This window comes from Natrononativus sp. DTA114, assembly GCF_059736515.1.
Window position 1 is genome coordinate 822,364 of the sequence record NZ_JCASSN010000003.1, and the last position, 21,974, is coordinate 844,337.

Annotated in this window: 20 protein-coding genes; 10 read left to right on the forward strand and 10 right to left on the reverse strand. The window is 65.2% G+C overall.

Annotation, left to right across the window (positions count from 1 at the left end; translation table 11 throughout):
• The first annotated feature begins 17 nt into the window (after positions 1-17).
• The 3 genes from AC6I6S_RS14380 (at position 18) to AC6I6S_RS14390 (ending at position 2,898) form a co-directional block, all read left to right on the forward strand.
• Complete coding sequence (locus tag AC6I6S_RS14380; protein WP_497951056.1) at positions 18-1,244, forward strand: HD domain-containing protein; 1,227 nt, start codon at positions 18-20, stop codon at positions 1,242-1,244.
• 71 nt (positions 1,245-1,315) lie between these two features.
• A complete protein-coding gene (locus AC6I6S_RS14385; RefSeq protein WP_497951058.1) occupies positions 1,316-2,338 on the forward strand; it encodes an amidohydrolase family protein in 1,023 nt (340 codons plus the stop codon).
• 80 nt (positions 2,339-2,418) lie between these two features.
• Complete coding sequence (locus AC6I6S_RS14390; RefSeq protein WP_497951486.1) at positions 2,419-2,898, forward strand: universal stress protein; 480 nt, start codon at positions 2,419-2,421, stop codon at positions 2,896-2,898.
• Here the strand turns inward: AC6I6S_RS14390 and AC6I6S_RS14395 are convergent, their stop codons facing one another.
• The 3 genes from AC6I6S_RS14395 to AC6I6S_RS14405 form a co-directional block, all read right to left on the reverse strand.
• A complete protein-coding gene (locus AC6I6S_RS14395; RefSeq protein WP_497951059.1) occupies positions 2,899-3,834 on the reverse strand; it encodes a biotin--[acetyl-CoA-carboxylase] ligase in 936 nt (311 codons plus the stop codon).
• Between the two features lie 456 nt (positions 3,835-4,290).
• Complete coding sequence (locus AC6I6S_RS14400) at positions 4,291-5,082, reverse strand: Lrp/AsnC family transcriptional regulator (protein WP_497951060.1); 792 nt, start codon at positions 5,080-5,082, stop codon at positions 4,291-4,293.
• A gap of 165 nt (positions 5,083-5,247) precedes the next feature.
• Positions 5,248-5,778: a universal stress protein gene (locus tag AC6I6S_RS14405; RefSeq protein ID WP_497951061.1), complete on the reverse strand. Its 531-nt coding sequence runs from the start codon at positions 5,776-5,778 to the stop codon at positions 5,248-5,250.
• A 196-nt stretch (positions 5,779-5,974) separates the two neighbouring features.
• On the opposite strand from AC6I6S_RS14405, the gene AC6I6S_RS14410 reads away from it, so the two are divergent.
• The 3 genes from AC6I6S_RS14410 (at position 5,975) to AC6I6S_RS14420 (ending at position 11,179) form a co-directional block, all read left to right on the forward strand.
• Positions 5,975-8,245: an amino acid permease gene (locus AC6I6S_RS14410; RefSeq protein WP_497951063.1), complete on the forward strand. Its 2,271-nt coding sequence runs from the start codon at positions 5,975-5,977 to the stop codon at positions 8,243-8,245.
• A 63-nt stretch (positions 8,246-8,308) separates the two neighbouring features.
• On the forward strand, positions 8,309-9,643 hold the full coding sequence (gene trkA, locus AC6I6S_RS14415; RefSeq protein ID WP_497951065.1) for a Trk system potassium transporter TrkA: 1,335 nt from the start codon (positions 8,309-8,311) through the stop codon (positions 9,641-9,643).
• Positions 9,644-11,179, forward strand: coding sequence for a TrkH family potassium uptake protein (locus AC6I6S_RS14420; RefSeq protein ID WP_497951067.1), 1,536 nt, complete (start codon positions 9,644-9,646; stop codon positions 11,177-11,179).
• Positions 11,180-11,227: 48 nt separating this feature from the next.
• On the opposite strand, the gene AC6I6S_RS14425 is transcribed toward AC6I6S_RS14420, so the two are convergent.
• A complete protein-coding gene (locus tag AC6I6S_RS14425; RefSeq protein WP_497951068.1) occupies positions 11,228-12,763 on the reverse strand; it encodes an aldehyde dehydrogenase family protein in 1,536 nt (511 codons plus the stop codon).
• A 157-nt stretch (positions 12,764-12,920) separates the two neighbouring features.
• Complete coding sequence (locus AC6I6S_RS14430) at positions 12,921-13,727, reverse strand: RIO1 family regulatory kinase/ATPase domain-containing protein (protein ID WP_497951070.1); 807 nt, start codon at positions 13,725-13,727, stop codon at positions 12,921-12,923.
• Between the two features lie 109 nt (positions 13,728-13,836).
• Between AC6I6S_RS14430 and AC6I6S_RS14435 the strand changes: the two genes are divergently transcribed.
• The 3 genes from AC6I6S_RS14435 (at position 13,837) to AC6I6S_RS14445 (ending at position 16,466) form a co-directional block, all read left to right on the forward strand.
• Entirely contained in the window at positions 13,837-15,024 is a 1,188-nt protein-coding gene (locus tag AC6I6S_RS14435; protein ID WP_497951071.1) for a DUF7544 domain-containing protein, read from the forward strand.
• Positions 15,025-15,103: 79 nt separating this feature from the next.
• Positions 15,104-16,246: an acyl-CoA dehydrogenase family protein gene (locus AC6I6S_RS14440; protein WP_497951072.1), complete on the forward strand. Its 1,143-nt coding sequence runs from the start codon at positions 15,104-15,106 to the stop codon at positions 16,244-16,246.
• Position 16,247: 1 nt separating this feature from the next.
• Complete coding sequence (locus tag AC6I6S_RS14445) at positions 16,248-16,466, forward strand: hypothetical protein (protein WP_497951073.1); 219 nt, start codon at positions 16,248-16,250, stop codon at positions 16,464-16,466.
• 30 nt (positions 16,467-16,496) lie between these two features.
• Here the strand turns inward: AC6I6S_RS14445 and AC6I6S_RS14450 are convergent, their stop codons facing one another.
• The 4 genes from AC6I6S_RS14450 to gdhB all read right to left on the reverse strand — a co-directional run bounded on the left by AC6I6S_RS14450 (position 16,497) and on the right by gdhB (position 20,696).
• Positions 16,497-17,006 carry a DUF2062 domain-containing protein gene (locus tag AC6I6S_RS14450; RefSeq protein ID WP_497951075.1) on the reverse strand — a complete coding sequence of 170 codons (510 nt, stop codon included), beginning with the start codon at positions 17,004-17,006 and terminating at the stop codon, positions 16,497-16,499.
• Between the two features lie 86 nt (positions 17,007-17,092).
• Positions 17,093-18,349, reverse strand: coding sequence for a Glu/Leu/Phe/Val family dehydrogenase (locus AC6I6S_RS14455; RefSeq protein ID WP_497951076.1), 1,257 nt, complete (start codon positions 18,347-18,349; stop codon positions 17,093-17,095).
• A gap of 135 nt (positions 18,350-18,484) precedes the next feature.
• On the reverse strand, positions 18,485-19,345 hold the full coding sequence (locus AC6I6S_RS14460) for an HpcH/HpaI aldolase/citrate lyase family protein (RefSeq protein WP_497951078.1): 861 nt from the start codon (positions 19,343-19,345) through the stop codon (positions 18,485-18,487).
• A gap of 70 nt (positions 19,346-19,415) precedes the next feature.
• The gene (gdhB, locus tag AC6I6S_RS14465) at positions 19,416-20,696 is read right to left on the reverse strand and encodes a glutamate dehydrogenase GdhB (RefSeq protein ID WP_497951079.1); all 1,281 of its coding nucleotides are present in this window, start codon (positions 20,694-20,696) and stop codon (positions 19,416-19,418) included.
• A gap of 207 nt (positions 20,697-20,903) precedes the next feature.
• Here gdhB and AC6I6S_RS14470 point away from each other — a divergent pair, with 207 nt between their 5' ends.
• Positions 20,904-21,386: a MaoC family dehydratase gene (locus AC6I6S_RS14470; RefSeq protein ID WP_497951487.1), complete on the forward strand. Its 483-nt coding sequence runs from the start codon at positions 20,904-20,906 to the stop codon at positions 21,384-21,386.
• A gap of 42 nt (positions 21,387-21,428) precedes the next feature.
• On the opposite strand, the gene AC6I6S_RS14475 is transcribed toward AC6I6S_RS14470, so the two are convergent.
• Entirely contained in the window at positions 21,429-21,959 is a 531-nt protein-coding gene (locus AC6I6S_RS14475; RefSeq protein ID WP_497951081.1) for a DUF4870 domain-containing protein, read from the reverse strand.
• Positions 21,960-21,974 lie beyond the last annotated feature (15 nt).

The window sequence follows — 21,974 nt, forward strand, 5'->3', positions numbered from 1 at the left end:
GCGGCCAAACTTCCGGCATGAAAATCATCAAGGACAGCGTCCACGACCACATCGAGGTCTCGGGCGTCGCCCGGGACCTGCTCGATACGCCCGCAGTCCAGCGACTTCGCGGGATCAAACAGCTCGGCACCGTCTCTGTCGTCTATCCCTCCGCGAACCACACCCGCTTCGAGCACAGCCTCGGCGTTTATCACCTCGCGTGTGAGGCTCTCGAGGGACTCGGCGTCGAGGGACTCGAGGCCGAACGGGTTCAGGCTGCGGCGCTGCTTCACGACGTCGGCCACGGGCCGTTCAGCCACAACTTAGAGGAGCTGACCCACCGCGAAACCGGCCGCTACCACGACGACGTCCACGAGCTACTCACGACCGGCCAGGTCGGCGACGTGCTTCGGAGACACGGTCTCGAGCCGGACGGGGTCGCGGACCTCGTCGCCGGCGAGGGCCGGTTCGGCCAGCTCGTCTCGGGCGAACTCGACGTCGACCGGATGGACTACCTCGTCCGCGACGCCCATCACACGGGCGTCCCCTACGGCACTATCGACCACGGGCGACTGGTTCGCGAACTCACGTTCGCCGACGGCGAACTCGTCCTCGGGGAGGGCAACGTCCAGACCGCCGAAAGTCTGCTCGTCGCCCGCGCGCTGATGAACCCGACGGTGTACAGCCACAGCGTCGCCCGGATCAGCAAGGCGATGCTCCGGCGGGCCGGCGAGCAGTTACTGGAGTCGGGGGCGACCGACGCCGAAACCCTCCAGCGGATGGACGACCACGACCTGATCGTCGCGCTCCGCTCGACGGCGGCGACCGAGGAGTTCTCCCGCCGACTCGACCACCGCGATCTCTACAAGCGAGCCGTCTGGGCCGAGATCGACGACGTGCCGGGCGGCATCATCGAGGCCGATCACGAGTCGATCCGGGAGTTCGAGCGCGAGATCGCCGACGAGGCTGGTGTCGACCGAGAGGTGGTGATCCTCGACGTTCCCGGACGCCCCTCAATGACGGAGTCGACGACGCGCGTGATGGTCAACGGCGACATCCGACAGCTCGGCCACCAGTCGCCGCTCGTCGACGCGCTCCGGGCGGCCCAGTACTCCCAGTGGCGTCTCGGCGTCTACTCGCCGGCTGACGTCCGCGAACCGGTGGGACGGGCGGCCGTGAACGTTCTCGGACTCGACATCGACGGCCCGCTGGTCAGCGAGGTGCGCGACGGGTTGTACACGACCCTGGACCAGTTCGCCGAGTAATCGGGTCGAGGCGAGGATCGCGCGACCGCCACCTCGAACGCTTGAAGTCCCCGACGGCGAAAAACGAACGTATGGAACGCTCGGGAACGATCGTTCGAGGACCGGAGCTCGAGCCCGTCGAGGGTCGCATCGTCGTCGACGACGCCGGCCGAATCAGCCACATCGAAGAGGATCCCGTCGACAGCACCGACATCATCCTGCCGGCGTTCGTCAACGCCCACACGCACGTCGGGGATTCGATCGCAAAGGAGGCCGGCGGCGGACTCACACTCGAGGAACTCGTCGCACCGCCGGACGGGCTGAAACACCGACTGCTCCGGGAGGCCTCTCACGGGGAGATGGTCGCAGCGGTACGGCGGTCGCTGCGGTACATGATCCGGGGCGGAACTGCAGCCTGTCTCGACTTCCGCGAAGGCGGGGTCGAGGGGGTCAAGGTGCTTCGGGACGCGGCCGCCGACCTGGAGATCGACGCGCTGGCGTTCGCCCGCGGCTCGATCGCGGCGATGGAGGCGGGCGACGGCTTCGGCGCGAGCGGTGCGAACGACGCGAACTTCGACGAGGAGCGGGCGGCCGCTCGAGCGGCCGGGAAACCGTTCGGCATCCACGCCGGCGAGGGTGATCCGAGTGATCTGACGCCCGCGCTCGATCTCGAGCCGGCGTTTCTGGTCCACGTCGTCCACCCGGAGCCCGCCCACCTCGAGCGCATCGAGCGCGAGGAGGTTCCTGTCGTTCTCTGCCCGCGCTCGAACCTCGTCACCGGCGTCGGCCTCCCGCCGGCCGCCGAACTCGCTGAGCGCACGACGGTCGCGCTCGGCACCGACAACGTGATGCTCAACTCGCCGTCGATGTTTCGGGAGATGGAGTTTCTCGCGAAGCTCACCGACCTCTCCGCACAGCAGGTCCTGCGGATGGCGACGACCAACGGCGCCGAGATCGCCGGCCTCGAGTACGGCCCGCTCGAGGTCGGTCGGCCGGCCCGGTTCCAGATTCTCGACGGCGACTCGGACAACCTGTCGGGGGCTCGAGATCCGATCCGGGCCGTCGTCAGGCGGGCGGGTGTCGACGACGTGCGCGAAGTCGTGTTCGGCGGGTAGTGCCACCGCAGCGCCGTCGTATTCTTCACGTATACGACAACGTTATTACCGCTCGGCGTAGTATGCCAGCACATACCACGATGTACAACTGCATCCTCGTTCCCACGGACGGCTCGGCGGAGGGTGAACGCGCCGTCACGTACGCCATCGAACTCGCGCGGGTCCACGACGCCACGATCCGCGCAGTGTACGTCGTCAACGCCGCGAGCTACGGGGGGCTGCCGATGGAAACCAGCTGGGACGGCATCAGCGACGCGCTCCGAGAGGAGGGACAGGTCGCCGTCGAGCGGGTCAGAGAGCTCGCGTCGCCCGACATCGAGGTCGAAACCGCGGTTCTCGAGGGATCGCCGAGCCGCACCATCATCGAACAGGCGTCGCCGGATCGCTGTGATCTCGTCGTGATGGGAACACACGGTCGCGGGGGGATCGACCGGCTGTTGCTCGGCAGCGTCACCGAGCGGGTCGTCCGCAGTTCGCCGGTCCCGGTCCTCACCGTTCGCGTCGGTGACGACGAGGATGCGATCGAAATCCCGCAGGACGCTCGAGCCGCCGTCGAGTGATTACGCCGGTCGCAGGTGCTCGCAGTCGCCCGCAGCGATACGTTTTCTCCCGTCTTCGGTTTCGACGACGAGCGCACCCGATTCGGTGACGTCGCTCGCGTTGCCGACGATTCGTTCAGTTCCGGTGTCGATCCGGACCCGCTGACCGATCGTGACCGCGTGTTCGCGCCAGGCCGGAACGACGGCGTCGAGATCCGAGCGTAGCTCGTCGAAACGCTCGAGCAGTCGCTGGACGAACAGTCGCCGGTCGACGTTGCCGACCGCCGCGCGGAGGCTCGTCGACCCCTTCGGGAGCGCCTCGACGTCGACGTTGGCGTTGAGGCCGATGCCCACCACGAGCCAGCCGACGCGCCCCGTCTCGCCTTCCATCTCGGTGAGGATCCCCGCGAGCTTTCGGTAGGCGCCGTCCTCGAGCGGGACGATCACGTCGTTGGGCCACTTGATTCCGGCGTCGACGCCGGCCTCCCGCGCCGCTTGCGCCGTCGCGACCGCGGCGGCGAGCGTGTACAGCGGCGCCTTCGCGGGCGGGATCGACGGCCGAGAGAGGATGCTGAGCCAGATCCCGCCGGACGGGGCGGTCCACGCCCGCTCGAGACGACCACGTCCACCGACCTGCTCGTCGGCGACCACGACCAGGTCCGCCTCCCCATCGGCGGCGAGTTCCCGCGCTCGGTCGTTGGTGCTCCCGATCGAGTCGTGATACTCGATCGAGAACGGCGCCTCGAGTCCGAACCCGATCGCGTCGGCGCCGTAGGCGGAGATTCCGTCGAGTTCGTAGCCGTCGGGGCCGCTCTCGATTTCGAATCCCCCCTCTCGGAGCGCCTCGATCTGCTTCCAGACCGCGGCCCGAGACACCCCGAGTTCCGCGGCGAGATCGGGACCGGTCACGGGGCCGTCGGCGAGTTTCTCGAGGACGGCCCGGCGTGTCTCGTTCATACTCTCGAGAGGAGCGTGCTCGTACTTCAATCGGCCGACCTGCATTCTCGAGCGGTGATACTCTCTCGTCTCGGCGACCCCCGGAAGTTTCGAGTGGACTCTGACCCGACGGAACGCCGGGAAACGCTCGTGAGACGCGACGGATATATAGTAGCCACTGAAAGTCAGTGCGCACCTGCTCACGATCCGCGGGCCAGGACTGGCGACAATCCGCCAGTCCTGGCCGCTCCGCCGTGAGCAGTGTGTAACCCGTTTCAGTTGTTACTATAGCGCCTTCAGTTCTCTGGGGTTGATCCGCCGTCGCTCGGGTCGTCTCTCGCGATTTTCGGTCCACCGACGCTCACGGGCCGGCCCCTCGAACGTCGAGCCACGGTGTCGACGCTCGTACGCACGTCGTCGCTGTCCGGAACCGGTGTCCGTTTGCGAACGCCGGACAGGAACTCTCGCAACGAAATGTTACTCGGATCGCGTCGTTGGTCCGGTCGACCCCTCCGATTCGCGGAACCCCTCGAGCGCCGGTTTTTCGGTTTCGCCCGGTGAAAAGACCGTCACGACGTCGTTGGGTTGGATTTCGGTTTCCCCATGGGGGGTGAGTACGGTGTCGTCGCGCTCGATCGCGATGACCAGCGTCTGGCTGTCGATGATCTCCTCCTGTGCGGCCCGTTCGAGCGTGACACCGGCGATGGGCGCGTCCTCCTCGACTGTTACTTCGACGATTTCGGCACCGCCCGTCAGACTGATGTAATCCGCGAGGGGCTCCCGGCGGCTGCCCTCCGCCGGGCCGTACGGCGTGTACGGGAAATCGTGTTCCTGTTGCATGAGGAACTCGTCTTCAATCTCGACGAGTTTCTCGAGTTCCCGTCCGATTCGGCGCAGGTCCGCCGTGTTGGTCCCGACGGCGAGCACGTGGAGATTCATTCGGCCGCCCATCAGCTCTCGAACGTTGATCACGCCCGGTATCGTTCCGATCTTCCGGGCGGCCCCTTCGACGTCGCCGAACGGGGCGTGACAGAGAAACAGATTCATCAGCGACCCCTCCGCGTGCTCGAAGTCGACCGTCGCGTGATAGCCCTCGATGACGCCGTGTTCTTCCAGTTGTGCGATCCGGTTTCGGATCGTCGCTCCCGAGACGCCCACCTCCTCGGCGATCGCCGGCGCCGACGTGTTCCGGGCGTCGGCCATCAGCGAATAGACGATCCGCCGGTCGATTTCGTCGAGGCGATAGGTGCTCGCGTTCCGTTCTCCCATACGCGCTGTTATTCGTACCGCAATAAATACCTGCGCCAGTTTCGTTCTCGAACGTTCGGTACTGGATGCGGTTCGACGGACGACGGTGACGCGGACCGCCACGCCAGTCGCGGTGTCCGGCGTGCCCGAACACGGGGACCTCGATCGAACGCCGACTCCCGGACGTCACCGATCCGGATGCGGGAGGACGATAACCGGACGTCGATCGGTGTCGATGAGGTTCCTGGTTTTCCGCCCGGTGAGCAGTTTCGTAAGCCGGCTTCCCTCCCGGGGAACGAACGCGATCGCCGCCGCATCGGTTTCGGCGGCAGCGGCCCGGATCTCCTCGATGACGTCCGTTCCGTATCGGGTCTCGGTCTCGACCTCGAACCCCGTCCCTTCGAGGGACCCGACGACGAGAGCGAAGATAGCCTGTGCCTGTTCGCGTCGGGCCTCGATCGGGGCTTTGTCGGGAGCGCCACCGCCCTTCTCGATCACGTGGACGAAGTGGGGGGCGGTTCCCGCGTCGAAGTACCGCTCGAGCGCGGCACACGTGATCTCCGCATCTCGCTCGTTCGCGACGGGGACGAGTATTCGCGGGGACGGTCCGAGAGCGATGGTGTGTCCATCCTGTGAGAGTTCCTCTCTTCGTTCCGGATCCGTGGTGTCATCAGCCGATTCGGCAGTTCCACCGGGGTTCGTGTGAGGGGCTCCCATACCCCTCGTTCACCATGTGGGAATAAATCGCTTGTTGATTTCTAGGATCGAAATCTGGTGTTCGGATATTTTCGATATGAAAATTCGGTTCGGTGGATTTATAGTATCGAGGGAGGTACGGAGCCGATATGAACCGCCTCGCCGCTGCAGGGTCTGCCTGCCGTCATCTGACGGGGTTCGCGGAGGCCGGTCGGTCGTGACCGGCCGGGACGCAGAGCTCGCCCGGGATCTGGGCTTCCTCGAGGCGTACACGCTCGGACTGGGAACGATGATCGGGGCGGGGATCTTCGTCCTCCCCGGTATCGTCGCCGAGAGCGCCGGACCCGCGAGTATGATCTCGTTCGTGATCGGCGGGGTCGTCGCGCTCCTCGCGGCGCTGTCCCTTTCGGAACTGGCGACGGGAATGCCGAAAGCCGGCGGGAGTTACTACTACGTCAATCACGCGCTCGGTAGTTTCTTCGGGACGATCGTCGGCTGGGGGATGTGGGCCGGGCTAATGTTCGCGACGGCGTTCTACATGCTCGGGTTCGGTCAGTACCTCACGAACCAGCCGTCCGACGCGCTCGTCGTAATTCTAGCCGGGCTGGCTATGGCCTCGCTTCTCGTGGCAGTCAACTACCGCGGCGTCAAGGAGACGGGATCACTCCAGAACGTCATCGTCATCCTCCTCGTCGGCTTGATCTTTGTCTTCATCGCCGTCGGGTTACTGAACCTCGACTCGGCGCTTCTCGATCCGTTCGCACCGCGGGGGTGGGGCGCCGTCGGCGCGACCGCGGGGACGGTGTTCGTCACCTTCATCGGCTTCGAGGTGATCGCCACCAGCGCGGAGGAGATCAAACAGCCGGGTCGAAACCTCCCGTTGTCGATGATCGCCGCCGTCGTGACGCCGACGATCCTCTACGTGCTGGTCATGCTCGTAAGCACGGGCATCCTCCCGGTCCCGGTGCTCGCGGACTCGGAGGTACCGGTCGCCGACGTCGCCGCCGCTGCGGTCGAGCAGTTCGGGGCGCTGTCGGTCGGCGGATTCGCCGTCGAACTCTCCGTCGTGGGCTCGCTCGTGATGATCACGGGGGCGATTCTGGCGACGGTTTCCTCGGCGAACGCGTCGATCCTCTCGGCCGCCCGCGTCAATTACGCGATGGGGCGTGACCGGATCCTCACCAACTGGCTCAACGAAATCCACGAGCGGTATCGAACCCCCTACCGGGCCATTATCGCGACCGGGGCGGTCATCCTCGTTCTTATCGCGAGTCCGTTACCCATCGCGACGCTCGCCGACGTGGCGAGTTTCATGTTCCTGATCACGTACGCGCTCGTTCACGTCGCCGTCGTCGTGTTGCGGCGTGCGGAGCCGGCCGATTACGATCCCGATTTCGAAATTCCGACCGGGCTCTATCCAGCCGTACCGATCCTGGGATGTCTCTCCTGTCTCGCAGTGATGGTTCAGATGAGCACGGTGGTGCAGGTGATCGGCTCCGGGGTCGTCGTCGTCGGCATCGCGTGGTACGCCCTCTACGCGAAAGAGAAGGCGCTCTCGACGACGCTCATCGGCGAAGCCGTCGCCCCGAGCGACGCCGAACCAGCTGAAAACGACGTCTATCGGGTCGTCGTGCCCGTCGCGAACCCGGCAACGGAGCAACCGCTCATCAGGTACGCCGCGGCGAGCGCCGCAAACAGCGACCGTCAGGGAGAACTGGTCGCGGTCAACGTGATCGAGGTGCCGCCACAGATGTCGCCGTCGCAGATCGAGTTCGAGGAGGAACGGGTCGAGAACCAGCGAGCACTCCTCGAGAACGCGCGCGACATCGCGGCGGATCTCGACGTTTCGGTTCGAACGCGTGCGATCGTCGGTCGAAACGCGGGCACCGCACTCCTCTCGACCATCGAAGACGAAGCGGCGGATCACGTTCTGCTCGGATGGGCGGGCGAGCGGCGGCGGCGGGACGTACTCTTCGGGTCGACGATCGATCCGGTCCTCGAACGCGCCCCGTGTGAGGTGACGTTAGTCAGGGAGCCGAGCGAGACGCCGGGATCCGTCGTCACGCTCGCCGGTGGCGGGCCGCACGCACCCGTCTCGGCCCGCCGCGCCGGCGAACTGCGCCAGGCGTTCCCCGGGAGTACGCTGACGCTGCTCAACGTCCAGCCCGCGGACGGCGAGGGCGATCCGAACGAGCGCGGGGCCGAGGTCATCGCTTCCGTCGCGACGACGGCCGGCCTCGAGGAGGACGAGTACGACCCGCGTGTCATCGTCACCGAGGACGTCCGTGAGACCCTCGTCGACGAAGTAACCGAATACGACACGATCTGTGTCGGCGCGACCGGGACGAGCACCGTTGCACAGGCACTCTACGGGTCGATCCCCCAGCAATTGGTATCCGAACATGATGGTACGGTTATAATGGCGCGCGGCGAGAATAGGACGCCACGAACGTTCCGGCAGGCGATCGTACAGCGGTTAGAGCGGTGAGTAGTCGATGTGTGTCACAAACTCTTCGATGCGTACCGACGAATCGACCGGGAGGTGGACCCGATGCGCGTAGTCATCGTCGGGGCAGGAAAGGTCGGACAGGCGATCGCTGCCAACCTCCAGGAGTCACACGACGTGGTCGTCATCGATCGAGACGACGAGGTCGTCGAGGAGCTGACGTACTCCCTCGACGTGCTCGCGGTTCACGGCGACGGGACCGACGTCGAAACGCTCTCCGATGCGGGCATCCACGACGCGGATCTCGTTATCGCCTGTACGGACAGCGACGAGTCGAACGTCGTCGTCTGCGGCGCGGCGAAGGCGATGGGCGACGTGTTCACCATCGCCCGCGTCAGACACCGCACGCTGCTCGAGACCTGGGAGCAGTCCGAAGGCGCCTTCGGGGTCGATTTCATGGTCTGTACGGACCTGCTGACCGCCAGAACGATTTTCCGCGTGGCGGGCTACCCGGCGGCGAGGGACGTCGATATCTTCGCCGGCGGGCTGGTACGCATGGCCGAGTTCGAGATCGGGGCCGAGAGCGCGGTCGCCGGGATGACGGTACAGGAGGCCGACAGATACGACTCGCTCACCTTCGCGGGGGTGTTCCGCGGAGAGGAGATGATCGTCGCGGCGGGCGATACGGTTCTTCGGTCCGGAGACCGCGTCGTCGTCATCGGGAGTCCCGACTCGGTCAGGTCGTTCGCCGACGATATCGTTACGCCCGACCGCGAGAGCGGTGACGACGTCGTGATCGTGGGCGCCAGCGAGATCGGCTACCAGGCCGCTCGCGAGTTCGAGGAGCACGGCTACCGGCCGCGACTGATCGAGAAGGATCCCGATCGCGCTCGCGAGGTGGCCGAGGCGTTGCCGAAGACGATGGTGATGGAAAGCGACGCAACCGATATCGAGTTCCTCGAGCGCGAGTACATCGACGAAGCCGATATCGTCATCGCGGCGCTCGGAACTGACGAGGAGAACCTGCTGGTTTCGCTGATCGCGCGTCGACTCGGCGTCGACAGAACGGTCGCTGTCATCGAGAACCTCGAGTTCGCCAGCCTCTTCGAGACGGTGGGAATCAACGTCGCGATCAACCCTCGCGAGGAGACTGCCGAGGAGATCGTTCGGTTCACACGCGCCGACCGCGCCGAAAAGATCGCGATGCTCGAGCACGACCGCGCGGAGGTGATCGAGATCGAAGTCGACGAGGGCGGCTCGCTGGCCGGGCGGGAAATCGTCGACGTAATGACAACGCTTCCGGACGGCGTCGTCATCGGTTCGATCACCCGCGACGGCGCCCTCGTTACCCCCCGCGGCACGACGGGTATCGAGGCGGGCGACCACGTCATCCTCTTCGTCGATTCGACCGTCCTGGACGACGTCATCGAGGCGATCTGAATGCACCACTACCTCCGAGTGGACTGGCGGGCCGGCTCGAGCCTCGTCGGAACGCTGCTGACCCTGCTCTCGCTCGCATTCGTCGTCCCCATCGTCGTCGCGCTGCTGTACGGCGGCGAAGACCTCTGGGTGTTCGTCGTCTCGCTCGTGCTCACGGCCGGGGTCGGACTGGCACTTCGGCAACTCGATCCGAATCCGGATCCCGGCGCTCGTGAAGCGTTCTTCGTCGTCGCGTTCACGTGGCTCCTCGCGGCGGTTTTCGGGGCGCTTCCGTACGTTCTCGCCGGTAACGGGACGGTCGCCCACCCAGTGAACGCGCTCTTCGAGAGTATGAGCGGGTTCACGACGACGGGGGCGACGGTGATGGGAGACATTTCGTTCGACACCCACTCGCGCGCGATGTTGATGTGGCGCCAGCTCACCCAGTGGCTCGGCGGCATGGGGATCATCGTTCTCGCCGTCGCGATTCTCTCGCAGATGGCCGTTGGCGGAGCGCAGTTGATGGAAGCCGAGACGCCGGGACCTGGCGTTTCGAAGCTCACGCCGCACATCGCCGAGACCGCGCGCGTACTCTGGCTCGCGTACATCGGGTTCACCGCCCTCCTGATCTCGCTTCTGTACGGGCTGCATCTGGTCGGGTACGCCCCGAACATGGACCTCTACAACGCCTTCGCCCACGGGTTCACCACGCTCCCGACGGGCGGATTCTCCCCGGAAGCGAGGAGCATCGAAGCCTTTTCCCCGGCAGTTCAGTGGCTCATCGTTCCGTTTATGTTCATCGCGGGCGTGAACTTCGTGCTCTGGTGGCACCTCTTTACCGGTGATCCGTGGGTGTTGTTGCGTGACTCCGAATTTCGGCTGTACCTCGGGGCAGTCACCACGCTGTCGCTCATTGGGACGCTCATGCTGTTTCTGGATGCCGGACTGCAGACGACGCAAACGGGACAGATCGGCGGCAATGTAGAACGGTCGGCGCGATATGCCGTGTTCCAGATCGCCTCGCTGACCAATTCGACGGGGTACGCGAACATGGACTTCGACATCTGGGGAACGCCTGCGAAGGCACTCCTGTTTTTCGCCATGTTCATCGGCGGGAGCACCGGGTCGACCGGCGGGGGAATCAAGGTCCTTCGCTGGCTGGTGATCCTCAAAACGCTGCGACGCGAGGTGTTTACGACGATTCACCCCGAAGCGGTTCGTCCGGTTCGAATGAACGGGCGAGCCCTCGACGAGGATGCCGTCCGTGGCATCTACGCCTTCACGATCCTCTACTTCGTCCTGTTCTTCGTCGGAATCCTGCTGCTGGCGATCGACACTTCCATCGTCGGTTTCGAGGTCGGGACGTTCGACCTGATTTCCGCGGTGATCGCGACGCTCGGAAACATCGGCCCCGGGTTCGGCGTCGTCGGCCCCATGGGCGGCTACGCGGAGTTTCCGACGAGTTCGAAGCTCCTCATGGTGCTGTACATGTGGATCGGTCGCCTCGAGATCTTCCCCGTGCTCGTCCTACTGACGGCCGCCTACTGGCGGTCGTAACCGGCCGGCCGCTCGAGGCCTCCATAAAATCCGAAAACGGCGCTCCGATCAGTCGTCGCTCGTCTTGATGTCCGCCGAGAGGCCCTGGGCCATCTCGATCTCCTCGGAGTTGTTGAGCGTCCAGGCGGTGCGCTCGGTGACCGCCTCGATGGCCTCGCGGGCGCTCGGGTAGCCGTTACCCGATTTCTTCACGCCACCGAACGGAAGCTGGACCTCGGCGCCGATACACGGCAGGTTGCCGTAGGCAAGCCCGATCTCGGCGTTGTCGCGGAAGTAGTTGATCTGGCGGTAGTCCTCCGAGATGATCGCACCGGCCAGTCCGTAAGGGGTGTCGTTGTGGATCTCGACGGCCTCCTCGATGTCACCCGAGTATTCGAGGAGGGCGACGTGCGGGCCGAAACACTCCTCCTTGAGACAGCGCAGATCGGTGTCGTACTCGATCTCGTAGACGAACGGGCCGACCCAGTTGCCCTCTTCGTGACCCTCGGGAATCTCGCTCTCCTCGAGTTCGAAGCGGTCGACGAGCACCTCGGCGCCCTCCTGTTCGGCGAGTTCGTTGTGCTTCTGAATCTTCTCGACGTGTTCGGGCTCGATCGCCGGCCCCATGAACGTGTCCGACTCGAGCGGATCGCCGACGGAGACGTTCTTCGCGGTTTCGACGTAGCGCTCTTTGAACTCGTCGTAGACGTCCTCGTGGACGATCAGGCGCTCGGAGGAGACGCAGCGCTGGCCGGTCGTCTTGAAGCTCGACATGATCGCCGAGTGGACGGCGGTGTCGAGGTCGGCCTCTTCGGTGATCACGATGCCGTTCTTGCCGCCCATCTCGCAGGCCGCGAGCTTGCCAGGTTCGCCGCCGACCTTGCCCGCGATCTCGTGGCCTACTTCGGCCGATCCGGTGAAGAGGACGGTGTCGACGCGCGAATCGTCGGTGATCGCCGCGCCGGCGTCGCCGAAGCCCTGCACCATGTTGAAGACGCCCTCGGGGACGCCCGCGTCCTCGAGCATCTCGGCGATGATCTGGCCGCACCACGGCGTCTGTTCGGCGGGCTTCCAGACGACGGTGTTGCCCTCGACCAGCGCGATGGCCATGTGCCAGAACGGGATGGCGACCGGGAAGTTCCACGGGGTGATGCAACCGATAACGCCGCGGGGTTTCCGGCGCATGTAGGCGTCCTTGCTGCCGACCTCGCTGGGGACGACGTCGCCGTGGGGGTGGCGGGCGTTGCCCGCGGCCCACTCGACCATGTGGTAGGCCTCGACGACGTCCGCCCGGCCCTCGCTGATCTCCTTTCCGCACTCCCTGGTAACGATCTCGGCGAGTTCGTCGGTGCGCTCGCGCAGTTCGTGGTAGACGTCCCAGAGGTACTCCGCGCGGTCGATGTAGGAGAGATTCCGCCACTCGTCGAAGGCGTTCTCTGCCGCCTCGAGGGCGGCGTCGATGTCGCTCTCGGTACCGCGCTGGAAGGTCGCGAGCGAGTCCCCGGTCGCCGGATTCTGGCTGTCGAACGTCTCGCTCCCGTCGCCGTCGGTCCACTCGCCGCCGATGTAGTGGCCGTACACCTGCTCAGAGGCTTGCTGGCTCATGTTCGGCAATATTTTCGCCGAGCGTGGTGAAAAAGCCTGCTACTCGAGGGTCACTCGTTCGGTCTGCGGTGACGATTTGCCAGCATGAGCGCTACCGCGCTGCGGTAGTGCCGGAGCCGACGTGCAGTGGTCCGCGTGCGCCCACAGCAGGCGGATACTACTGCCCGAGGTCGGCCATCTTCTCGACTTCGCTGCGAAGAGCGGTCGAATCGAACTCGTGATCCGGGCGAAGCCGGACGAAATCGAGGAACTCGCGGGCCGACAGCAGGTCGGCCGCGTCGTAGATGCCCGCGGCGGTACGGACGGTCTCCCTGGCGCCCAGCCGCGGCTCGAGAACCGCCATCGCACAGGCGAGATCGTAGGCCGTCGTCTCGTCGGCGCGGTCGGCGTGGACGCCCGTCGCGTCGATGAAGTAGAGTTCGCCGTCACAGACCAGGATGTTCTCCGCCCGCAGGTCGCCGTGGGCGAGTCCGTGCGTGTGCAACGCCGCGAGCATCTCGAACAGTTCGGGGGCGCGTTCGCCGATCTCCCGATTCGAGAGGTCGTCGAACGTCCGGAAGTCGGGCAGATACTCGAGGACGAGCACGCCCAGCCCGTTGACCTCGAAGGCCTCGAGCGGGCGCGGGGCGTTCAGCCCGATCTCGCGCATCTTCCGGGTCGCCTCGTACTCGTGTTCGACCATCTGCAAGGGAGTATCGAAGCGGTCGAAAAAGCCCTCGGTGCCCGAGGAGAACGCCCCGACGTTCCGACCGGTTGTCAACAGCGCGTGGACCAGGGCGTTCTGGCGGGTGACGATCTTGACGAACCACTCGTCGTCGATCACGCAGGGGGTCGACAGCCAGTTGTCGGCCTCGAGGAACTCGACGCGGACGACCTCGCGGTCGTAGCGCTCCGCCAGCGTTCGCACCACTCGCTCGATGCGACTCCACTCGACGGTCCCGCGTGCGAGCTGGCGGATGTCCATACGTCGGCTAACGATCACTCGGCATTAAAGGGTTCCCGAAATGGCACCGACAACGTCCGACGGAAGAACAGTATTATTTTCGTCATCGAGAATCTATCGCCGAGTGACAATGTACGCCGTCGACAATCTGAGTGACGCGATCGACGTGACGCGGGACTTTCTGACGCCAGTACGCGCCTGGGTGTGGTTCAAACTCGCGCTCGTCCTCGTGTTCGTCGGCGGTGGGGGGTTCGGTAGCCCCGGCGGGTTCGGCGGCGATTTCAGCGGCGTTACGGAGGAGCCGACGACGGAGACGGGACTCGAGGCGGCCCCACCAGCCGACGAACTCCTCGTGGGACTGATCGTTATCGGGGCGATCGCCGTCGTCCTCTGGCTGCTGTGGAGCGCGCTCGCGGCCCTGATGGAGTTCGTCTTCGTCGAGTCGCTCAGCGCCGACGAGGTGCGGGTCAGACGGTACGTGGGTCGGAACGTCGGCCGGGCGATACACCTGCTCTTCTTCCGAATCGTCCTCGGACTCGGTGCGTTGACGCTGATCGGGATCCCCGTCGGACTCACGATCGCGGCCGTCGGATTCGACGGTATTACCGCAGGGCTGGTGCTGTTGCTCGTGCTGATCGCACTCCTGGTGGGCCTCCTCTACGCAACTGCGAGTCGGTTTACGACCGTCTTCGTGACTGCCGTGATGCTCAAAGAAGACCGCGGCGTCATCAGCGCGTGGCGCCGGTTCTGGCCGACGCTCACGACCAACTGGAAAGAGTACACCGTGTACCTCGTGCTGATCTGGATCATCCAGCTCGCGATCGGTTTCGCCGTCGCGTTTCTCGGAATCATCGGCACGGTGCTCCTCGGACTGGTGTTCGGCGTTCCCGCCTTCGCCCTGGCCTCCCTCGCCGGCGACATCGGTTTAATTCTCGCCGTACTCACCGGAATCGTCGGGGTCGTGGCGATCGTCCTCCTCTGGCTGTTGATCGACGTCCCCGTTCAGTCGTACTACCGGTACTACGGACTGTTGATCCTCGGCGACACTGAGACGGACCTCGACCTCGTCGCCGACCAGCGCGCTCGCGTCCGCGGCGACGGCGGCGAGGCGGACGACGGGAGCCGCTGGGATCGCGACCCCGACCGCAACGATGCGGGTCCCGACGGATGGGACGAGGAATCTGCCAACTCGTGGGACGGCGATTCCACGAGTTCGTGGGACGACGACGCCTCGAGTTCGTGGGACGACGAGTGGGTTACCGGCGACGACCGGAAGGACGACCCGGCGGACGACCCCGACGAGGACGATCGGCGATAGTCGGCTCGAGAGGTCGCTTCGAGGGCCGCCGTCCGAACCCCTTCGGTGCGTTTATTTCGTGGGTCGGCAAGTATTGCATATGGACTTCGACCTGCCCGACGAGCACCGGATGATCCGGGACACCGTCAGGGAGTTCTGTGAGGAGGAGATCGAGCCGATCGCCCAGGAGATCGAAGACGAGCACCGCTTCCCCGCGGAGATATTCGACCAGCTCGCGGAACTGGACGTGATGGGCGTCCCCATCTCCGAGGAGTACGGTGGACTGGGCGGCGACACGCTCATGTACGCCATCGTCGGCGAGGAGCTCGGGCGGGTGTCCGGCTCGGTCGCGCTCTCCTATGTCGCCCACACCTCGCTCGCCTCGAAGCCGATCGAGCTGTTCGGCACCGAGGCACAGAAAGAGCAGTGGCTGCGCCCGCTCGCGGAGGGCGCCTACCTCGGCGGCTGGGCGCTCACCGAACCCGGCAGCGGTTCCGACGCCTCCGACATGGATACGATCGCCGAGAAAGACGGCGACGAGTACGTCCTGAACGGCACGAAGCAGTTCATCACGAACGCCTCCGAGGCCGGCTCGGTGCTCGTCAAGGCCGTCACCGACCCCGGCGCGGGCTACGACGGCATCTCGACGTTCATCGTCGACCCGCGTGACGACGACGGATTCGAGGTGACCACGATCTGGGACAAGATGGGGCTGAACGCCTCGCCGACGTGTGAGATCGTTCTCGACGACGTCCGCATCCCCGAGGACCGCCTGCTCGGCGAGGAAGGCGAGGGCTGGGAGCAGACGAAAAAGACCCTCGACGGTGGCCGGATCTCGATCGCCGCCATCTCGACGGGACTCGCCCAGGGGGCCTACGAGCACGCGAAGACCTACAGCGGAGAGCGCGAGCAGTTCGGCCAGCCCATCTCGAAGTTCGACGCGATCCGGGACAAGGTCGTCGACATGTACCGCAAGACCGAGCGCGCGCGGTTGCTCACCCACAAGGCCGCCATCAAGTACGATCAGGGCGAACCCGTCGGCAAGGAGTCCGCGCTCGCCAAACTCGACGCCAGCGAGGCCGCTCGAGAGGTCGCCGAGGACGCCGTGCAGGTACTCGGCGGCTACGGCTACACGACCGACTTCGCGCCCCAGCGGTTCTACCGCGACGCCAAGCTGATGGAGATCGGTGAGGGGACGAGCGAGATCCAGCACCTGGTCATCGGTCGCGAACTCGGCCTGTAAGATGAGCCTGCTCGTCATCGCCGGAGTCGTCCTGATAGTCACCGGGCTGATCGGCGTTCGCTACGCGCCACGGGTCGTCGCTGCCCAGCACAGCCAGCGGATGACGCCGTACGAAGACACGTCAGAGATCGACGACGACGACCGGATACAGGTGACGAAGGGTGTCGGCGTCCTGTTCACGATCGTCGGTTTTGGGCTCGTCGCCTACGGCGTGCTCTGAGGCACGGGAATCTGAGACAATCGAACGCGATCACTTCTGTCGCCACTGGAGCAACGATACCGAAAGCGACAGCGACGAGGTGTCTGAGCGGCGAGCCACGTGGTGGCGATATGACCGGGTTAACTGCAACACGATCAGGTAGCTGAGCCCGGCGAGAAGCAAGGCGATGAGGACGTTTCCGACCACCAACAGCTGAACGATCGTCAGCACAGAATCGGCGGTCGGCTGACCGACGAGGACCACCGGTTCCGAGCCGATAAGCATTCCGCCGAGCTGATAACTAGCGAGGTAGATCGCCGGCTTGACGATCGGGTTGAGAACGACGACGGAGGCGAACATGGCGGTCTTGCTCACCCAGGACCACCAGTACGCCAGGACGAAGAACAGCCCGATGCCGAGTCCGCCGGTCGGCATGGCCGTGACGAAGATCCCGATCGCAAAGCTCGCAGCCACCTCGTGGGGCGTATGCTGCTCGTCGAACGCAGCCGTTAGCTCGCGACGAACGCGGGCGCGATAGAGAGAGAGTCGATCCCTGAGCATCGAGAGTCGCCTGTCCCGGAATTTTCACCGATCAGCAAAAAGCTGTCGGCGTTGGCGAGTTCCTGTCACGGGGAGAGAGTTTACGGTCAGGGGAACGTGCCGGCGTCCTCGAAGGCGTCAACGACCCGTCTGACGGCGACGACGTAGGCGGCCGTCCGGAAGTTATCGAGGTCGTACTCCTCGTAGGTGTCGGTCAGCGCGTCGAAGGCGTCGACGATGATCTCCTCGAGTTCGTCGTTGACCCGCCCTTCGGTCCAGTAGAAGCGCTGGCGGTTCTGGACCCACTCGAAGTAGGAGACGGTGACGCCGCCGGCGTTGGCGAGAATGTCGGGGAAGACGTGGACCGAACGGTCCGTGAGTACCTCGTCAGCACCGGGGGTGAGCGGGCCGTTTGCGGCCTCGACGATCACGTCGGCGTCGACGTCTTCTGCCAGGGTGCGGTCGATCGCGTTCTCGAGAGCCGCGGGGACGAGCAGGTCGACGTCGAGCGTGAGGAGGTCGTCGTTCGAGAACTCCTCGGCAGCCTCGCTGTAGTCCGACACCGACCCGGTCTCGTTCTTGAACGAGCGGACGTCGCGGGCGTCGAACCCGTTTTCGTTGTAGATCGCTCCCGAAGAGTCGGAGACGGCGACGATGTCAGCGCCGAGATCTTCGAGGAGTTTCGCGGCGATCCAGCCGGCGTTGCCGTACCCCTGGACGGCGACGGAGGCCCCCTCCATCTCGATGTCGAGGTAGTCGAACGCTTCGCGTGCGACGAGCATCGTCGACCGTCCCGTCGCCTCGACGCGGCCCGCGCTCCCACCGGAGTCGGGCGCTTTTCCGGTGATGACCCCCGGCTCGGTGGTGTTCTCCAAGGTCTCGTAGGTGTCTTTGATCCAGTTCATCTCCCGCTGGCCGGTGTTGACGTCCGGGGCCGGAATGTCGCGGTTGACGCCGATCAACGGCCGCAACTCCGTTGCGAACGCCCGCGTCACGCGCTCGAGTTCCGATTCGGAGTACTGGCTCGGGTCGATGACGATCCCCCCTTTCCCACCCCCGTACGGGATGTCCACGACGGCACACTTGTACACCATCCAGCCCGAGAGCGCCTTCACCTCGTCTCGAGAGACGTTCGGGTGGTACCGAATTCCGCCCTTGTAGGGCCCTCGGTCGCCGTTGAACTGCGACCGGAAGGCTTTGAACCGCTCGAGGGAGCCGTCATCTCGCTCGACCGAGAGGTTCGTCTCGAGGACGCGCTCAGGGTGTTTGAGCCGCTCGAGGACGTCCTCACCGACATCGAGATGGGCGGCCGCGTCGTCGATCTGCGACTGCAGACTTTCGAACGGGTTTGCTTCTTCGGGCATTACGGCCTCCTACCTCGGTATCAGGGATAAGCGTGGCGAATACTGGCATGGAGAACGGTGACAAATGCGACGGCAGGGATTCGGACAGGTCTCGACGCGCCCGACCCGCGCCCATCCGTCGATCCCGCCGGGTGGTCAGTTCTGGCCGTCGTCAACGCCCGCTCGCTCGAGGATCCGTTCGGCCTGAGAGATCAGCGGCGCGTCGATCATCTCGCCGTCGACCTCGAAGACTCCCCGCCCAGCGGCGTCTGCCTCGCGCTTCCCCGCCATGACCGCCTCGGCCCACTCGACGTCGTCGGGGTCGGGGGAGAACGCCTCGTTGATCGGGTCCACCTGGGCAGGGTGAATCGCCATCTTCCCGTCGTAGCCGAGCTGGACGGCGAACGCCGCCTCCGCTCGAAGACCCGATTCGTCCCCGAAGTCGGTGTAGACGGTGTCGACCGCGTCACAATCGGTCGCTGCCGCAGCGATCACGACTCGCTCACGTGCGTAGAGCACTTCCGTTCCCTCGTCGGTTCGGCTCGCGCCGATGTCAGCTGCGAGATCCTCCGCGCCGAACACCAGCGCATCGGTCGCGGAAACCGCGCCGATCTCGTCGGCTGCGAGCACGCCGCGGGCGCTCTCGACTAGCGCGAGCACCGGCACCGACGCACCGTAACCCTCGAGCAAGCCCGCGAGCGATTCGACGTCGCTCTGCGACTCCGCTTTCGGTAGCATGACTGCGTCGAGACGAATCGCCTCGTCGCCGCCGAGCACTCCCTCGAGATCCGCCGGGGTGCCCTGGCCGATCGGATTCACCCGCACGCAGACCTCGCAGTCGGGATCGAAGGCGGGATCGGAGAGGACCTCGCGAACGATCTCGCGGGCCTCGTCCTTTCGGGCGGGCGAGACGGCGTCCTCGAGATCGAAGACGAGCACGTCCGCGCCGCTTTCGGGTGCTTTCCGGAGCAACTCGGCTCGATCGCCCGGCGAGAACAGGACGCTTTTGCGAACCATACGAACGCGCTCGACGCCGGACGGTTTGAACGCTGTGGAACGACGGCGGGAACGCGGTGTCCGTCGAGGACTACGGCCAGAGGCCGCGAACCTCGTGAGCCTCGGCGATCCGCTTGAGGGCGACGACGTAGGCCGCGTCCCGCCAGGTGACATCGCGGGCCTCGTACTCGGTACAGATCGCTTCCCAGGCGGCCAGCATCTCCGTCTCGAGCTCCTCGTGAACCCGCTCTAAACTCCACGAGCGACGATTGATGTCCTGGAGCCACTCGAAGTAGCTCACGGTGACGCCGCCGGCGTTGGCGAGGAAGTCGGGGATCACCGGAATCCCACGCTCTTCGAAGATCTGGTCGGCTGTCGAGGTTGTCGGTCCGTTCGCGCCCTCGATGATCATGTCCGCCTGCACGTCGCGGGCGTTCTCGGCCGTGAGGACGTTGCCGATCGCACCGGGGATGAGGATGTCGACGTCCAGTTCGAGCAGGTCGTCGTTCGAGAGCGTCTCGGGAGCGTCGTAGCCCGACACCATGCCGGGCGTTTCGTCGTGGTCTTCGACGTCGTTCGTGTCGAGCCCGTCGGGGTCGTAGATCGCGCCGTCAACGTCGCTGACGGCGACGACGGTCGCGCCGAGGTCGTCGAGATAGCGCGCGGCGTTGGCGCCGACGCTGCCGAAGCCCTGCACCGCAACGGTCGTGCCATCCACCTCCCAATCGTAGTAGTCGATCGCCTCGCGGGCGATGATGCCGACGCTACGGCCGGGAGCCTCCTCGCGGCCGTAGGAGCCGCCGATGACTGGCGGTTTCCCGGTAACGACGCCGGGGGTCGTCTCGCCCTCTTGCATCGAGTAGGCGTCCATAAACCAGGCCATCGTCTGCGGGTCCGTGCCCATATCCGGCGCGGGGATGTCCGTCATCGGTCCGATCACCGGCCGGAGCTCCTGGGCGAACCGGCGGGTCAGTCGCTCCTTCTCGCCTTTGCTCAACTCCTTGGGGTCGACGACGATCCCGCCCTTGCCGCCGCCGAACGGGATCCCCATCACGGCGCACTTCCAGGTCATCCACATCGAGAGGCCGACACACTCTTCCTCGGAGACGTCCGGGTGATACCGGATACCTCCCTTGTACGGGCCACGGACGCTGTCGTGGTGTGCCCGATACCCGGTGAACACTTCGGTCCTCCCGTCGTCGCGCTCGAGCGGGATCGTCACCTTGTAGACGGAGGTCGCCTGGCGGAGCCGCTCGATCGTTCCGTCGGCGACGTCCAGGTGGGTCGCTGCGCGCTCGAGTTGGCGGCGGGCGGTTTCGACGGCTGACTCTGCTTCGGGTTCGGATTCGGGTTCTGTGGTGGGTGTTGACATAGTCGTTCGAGGCGTGGCGTCTGGACGCGGACGGTGGGCGCGGACGGTGGTCGCCGCCGCCGACCGACGGTTCGATCCTCGCGTCTCGAAGAGACGCCGGGTCGTCTGGTCGCCCGTACCAAACCACGACGCTTAACGCTTGCTACTGCGCTCCAATTCGTGCAAGTATTGCACCTGCCGACGCGGTGTCCCGATCCGTTTTTGCCGCTGGCCCGAGTCGCCACGGGTATGACGGGGCTGTACTACGAGGAGTTCACGGTCGGCGAGGCGATCGAACACGAGCGGCGTCGGACGATCTCGGAGAGCGACAACCAGCGATTCTGTGATATGACGATGAACCAGCAGCCGCTCCACCTGGACGAGGAGTTCGCCGCCGACACCCAGTTCGGCGAGCGACTGGTCAACGGCATCTATACGATGGCGCTCGCGGTCGGCATCTCGATCCCGGAGACCACGGACGGCACCATCGTCGCCAACCTCTCCTACGACGACGTCGAACACCCTCACCCAGTGTTTCACGGCGACACGATCCGGGTCCAGTCGACGGTGACCGACAAACGCGAGACGAGCGACGGCGAGCGCGGTATCGTCACGATGGCCGTCGAGGTCTTCAATCAGGACGACGAGATCGTCTGCTCGTTCGAGCGGACCGTGCTCTCGTTGAAACGCGAGCACGCAGAAGAGAGCTAACGTTGCGGCCCTTACGGGTGACGACCGACGGGATTCGATCTCCTAGACGATATTCGGCGTGAGCGGGTACTGCCACGTTTCGCCTTCGTTTGCCTTCACCGCCGCGATAATACAGAAGACGATATCGAGCAACGGGATGAGCATCAGGAAGATGAAGCCGACCAGGAAGAACAGCAGGACGAACGAGACGAGCATGTAGACCGTGAACATGAGCTGCCAGTTCAACGCGTTGCGCGCGTTCTGTTCGACGAACTCGTCGTCGGTCGCGACGAGAACGATGAGCGGACCGATCACCCACGTGAGCAGGGCCAGGATGTGCGTGACCGCCGCGAACGTCCGATCGCCGTCAGGAGCCGCCTGCCGACCGGCGGCCGAATCGGCGCCGTCCCAGCGACTCGAGTCGTCTCCGCGCTCGCCCCAATGATCCGTGGAGTCATCGCGGTCACCCCACTGTGCCGAGTCGCCGTCATTCGAGGCAGCGGCCTCGTCGGCCACCTCCGCCCCACAGGACCCGCAGTACCTGTCTCGAGGGTCCAGCTTGGCACCACAGCCTGAACAGTACGTTTCGTCCATACTGTCGATGTCTGC

Excerpts from the sequence above, each read along its gene's own strand:
- AC6I6S_RS14380 (WP_497951056.1), top strand. The coding sequence starts at position 18 with ATGAAAATCATCAAGGACAGCGTCCACGACCACATCGAGGTCTCGGGC.
- AC6I6S_RS14385 (WP_497951058.1), top strand. The coding sequence starts at position 1,316 with ATGGAACGCTCGGGAACGATCGTTCGAGGACCGGAGCTCGAGCCCGTC.
- AC6I6S_RS14390 (WP_497951486.1), top strand. The coding sequence starts at position 2,419 with ATGTACAACTGCATCCTCGTTCCCACGGACGGCTCGGCGGAGGGTGAA.
- AC6I6S_RS14395 (WP_497951059.1), bottom strand. The coding sequence starts at position 3,834 with ATGAACGAGACACGCCGGGCCGTCCTCGAGAAACTCGCCGACGGCCCC.
- AC6I6S_RS14400 (WP_497951060.1), bottom strand. The coding sequence starts at position 5,082 with ATGGGAGAACGGAACGCGAGCACCTATCGCCTCGACGAAATCGACCGG.
- AC6I6S_RS14405 (WP_497951061.1), bottom strand. The coding sequence starts at position 5,778 with ATGGGAGCCCCTCACACGAACCCCGGTGGAACTGCCGAATCGGCTGAT.
- trkA (WP_497951065.1), top strand. The coding sequence starts at position 8,309 with ATGCGCGTAGTCATCGTCGGGGCAGGAAAGGTCGGACAGGCGATCGCT.
- AC6I6S_RS14420 (WP_497951067.1), top strand. The coding sequence starts at position 9,644 with ATGCACCACTACCTCCGAGTGGACTGGCGGGCCGGCTCGAGCCTCGTC.
- AC6I6S_RS14425 (WP_497951068.1), bottom strand. The coding sequence starts at position 12,763 with ATGAGCCAGCAAGCCTCTGAGCAGGTGTACGGCCACTACATCGGCGGC.
- AC6I6S_RS14430 (WP_497951070.1), bottom strand. The coding sequence starts at position 13,727 with ATGGACATCCGCCAGCTCGCACGCGGGACCGTCGAGTGGAGTCGCATC.
- AC6I6S_RS14435 (WP_497951071.1), top strand. The coding sequence starts at position 13,837 with ATGTACGCCGTCGACAATCTGAGTGACGCGATCGACGTGACGCGGGAC.
- AC6I6S_RS14440 (WP_497951072.1), top strand. The coding sequence starts at position 15,104 with ATGGACTTCGACCTGCCCGACGAGCACCGGATGATCCGGGACACCGTC.
- AC6I6S_RS14445 (WP_497951073.1), top strand. The coding sequence starts at position 16,248 with ATGAGCCTGCTCGTCATCGCCGGAGTCGTCCTGATAGTCACCGGGCTG.
- AC6I6S_RS14450 (WP_497951075.1), bottom strand. The coding sequence starts at position 17,006 with ATGCTCAGGGATCGACTCTCTCTCTATCGCGCCCGCGTTCGTCGCGAG.
- AC6I6S_RS14455 (WP_497951076.1), bottom strand. The coding sequence starts at position 18,349 with ATGCCCGAAGAAGCAAACCCGTTCGAAAGTCTGCAGTCGCAGATCGAC.
- AC6I6S_RS14460 (WP_497951078.1), bottom strand. The coding sequence starts at position 19,345 with ATGGTTCGCAAAAGCGTCCTGTTCTCGCCGGGCGATCGAGCCGAGTTG.
- gdhB (WP_497951079.1), bottom strand. The coding sequence starts at position 20,696 with ATGTCAACACCCACCACAGAACCCGAATCCGAACCCGAAGCAGAGTCA.
- AC6I6S_RS14475 (WP_497951081.1), bottom strand. The coding sequence starts at position 21,959 with ATGGACGAAACGTACTGTTCAGGCTGTGGTGCCAAGCTGGACCCTCGA.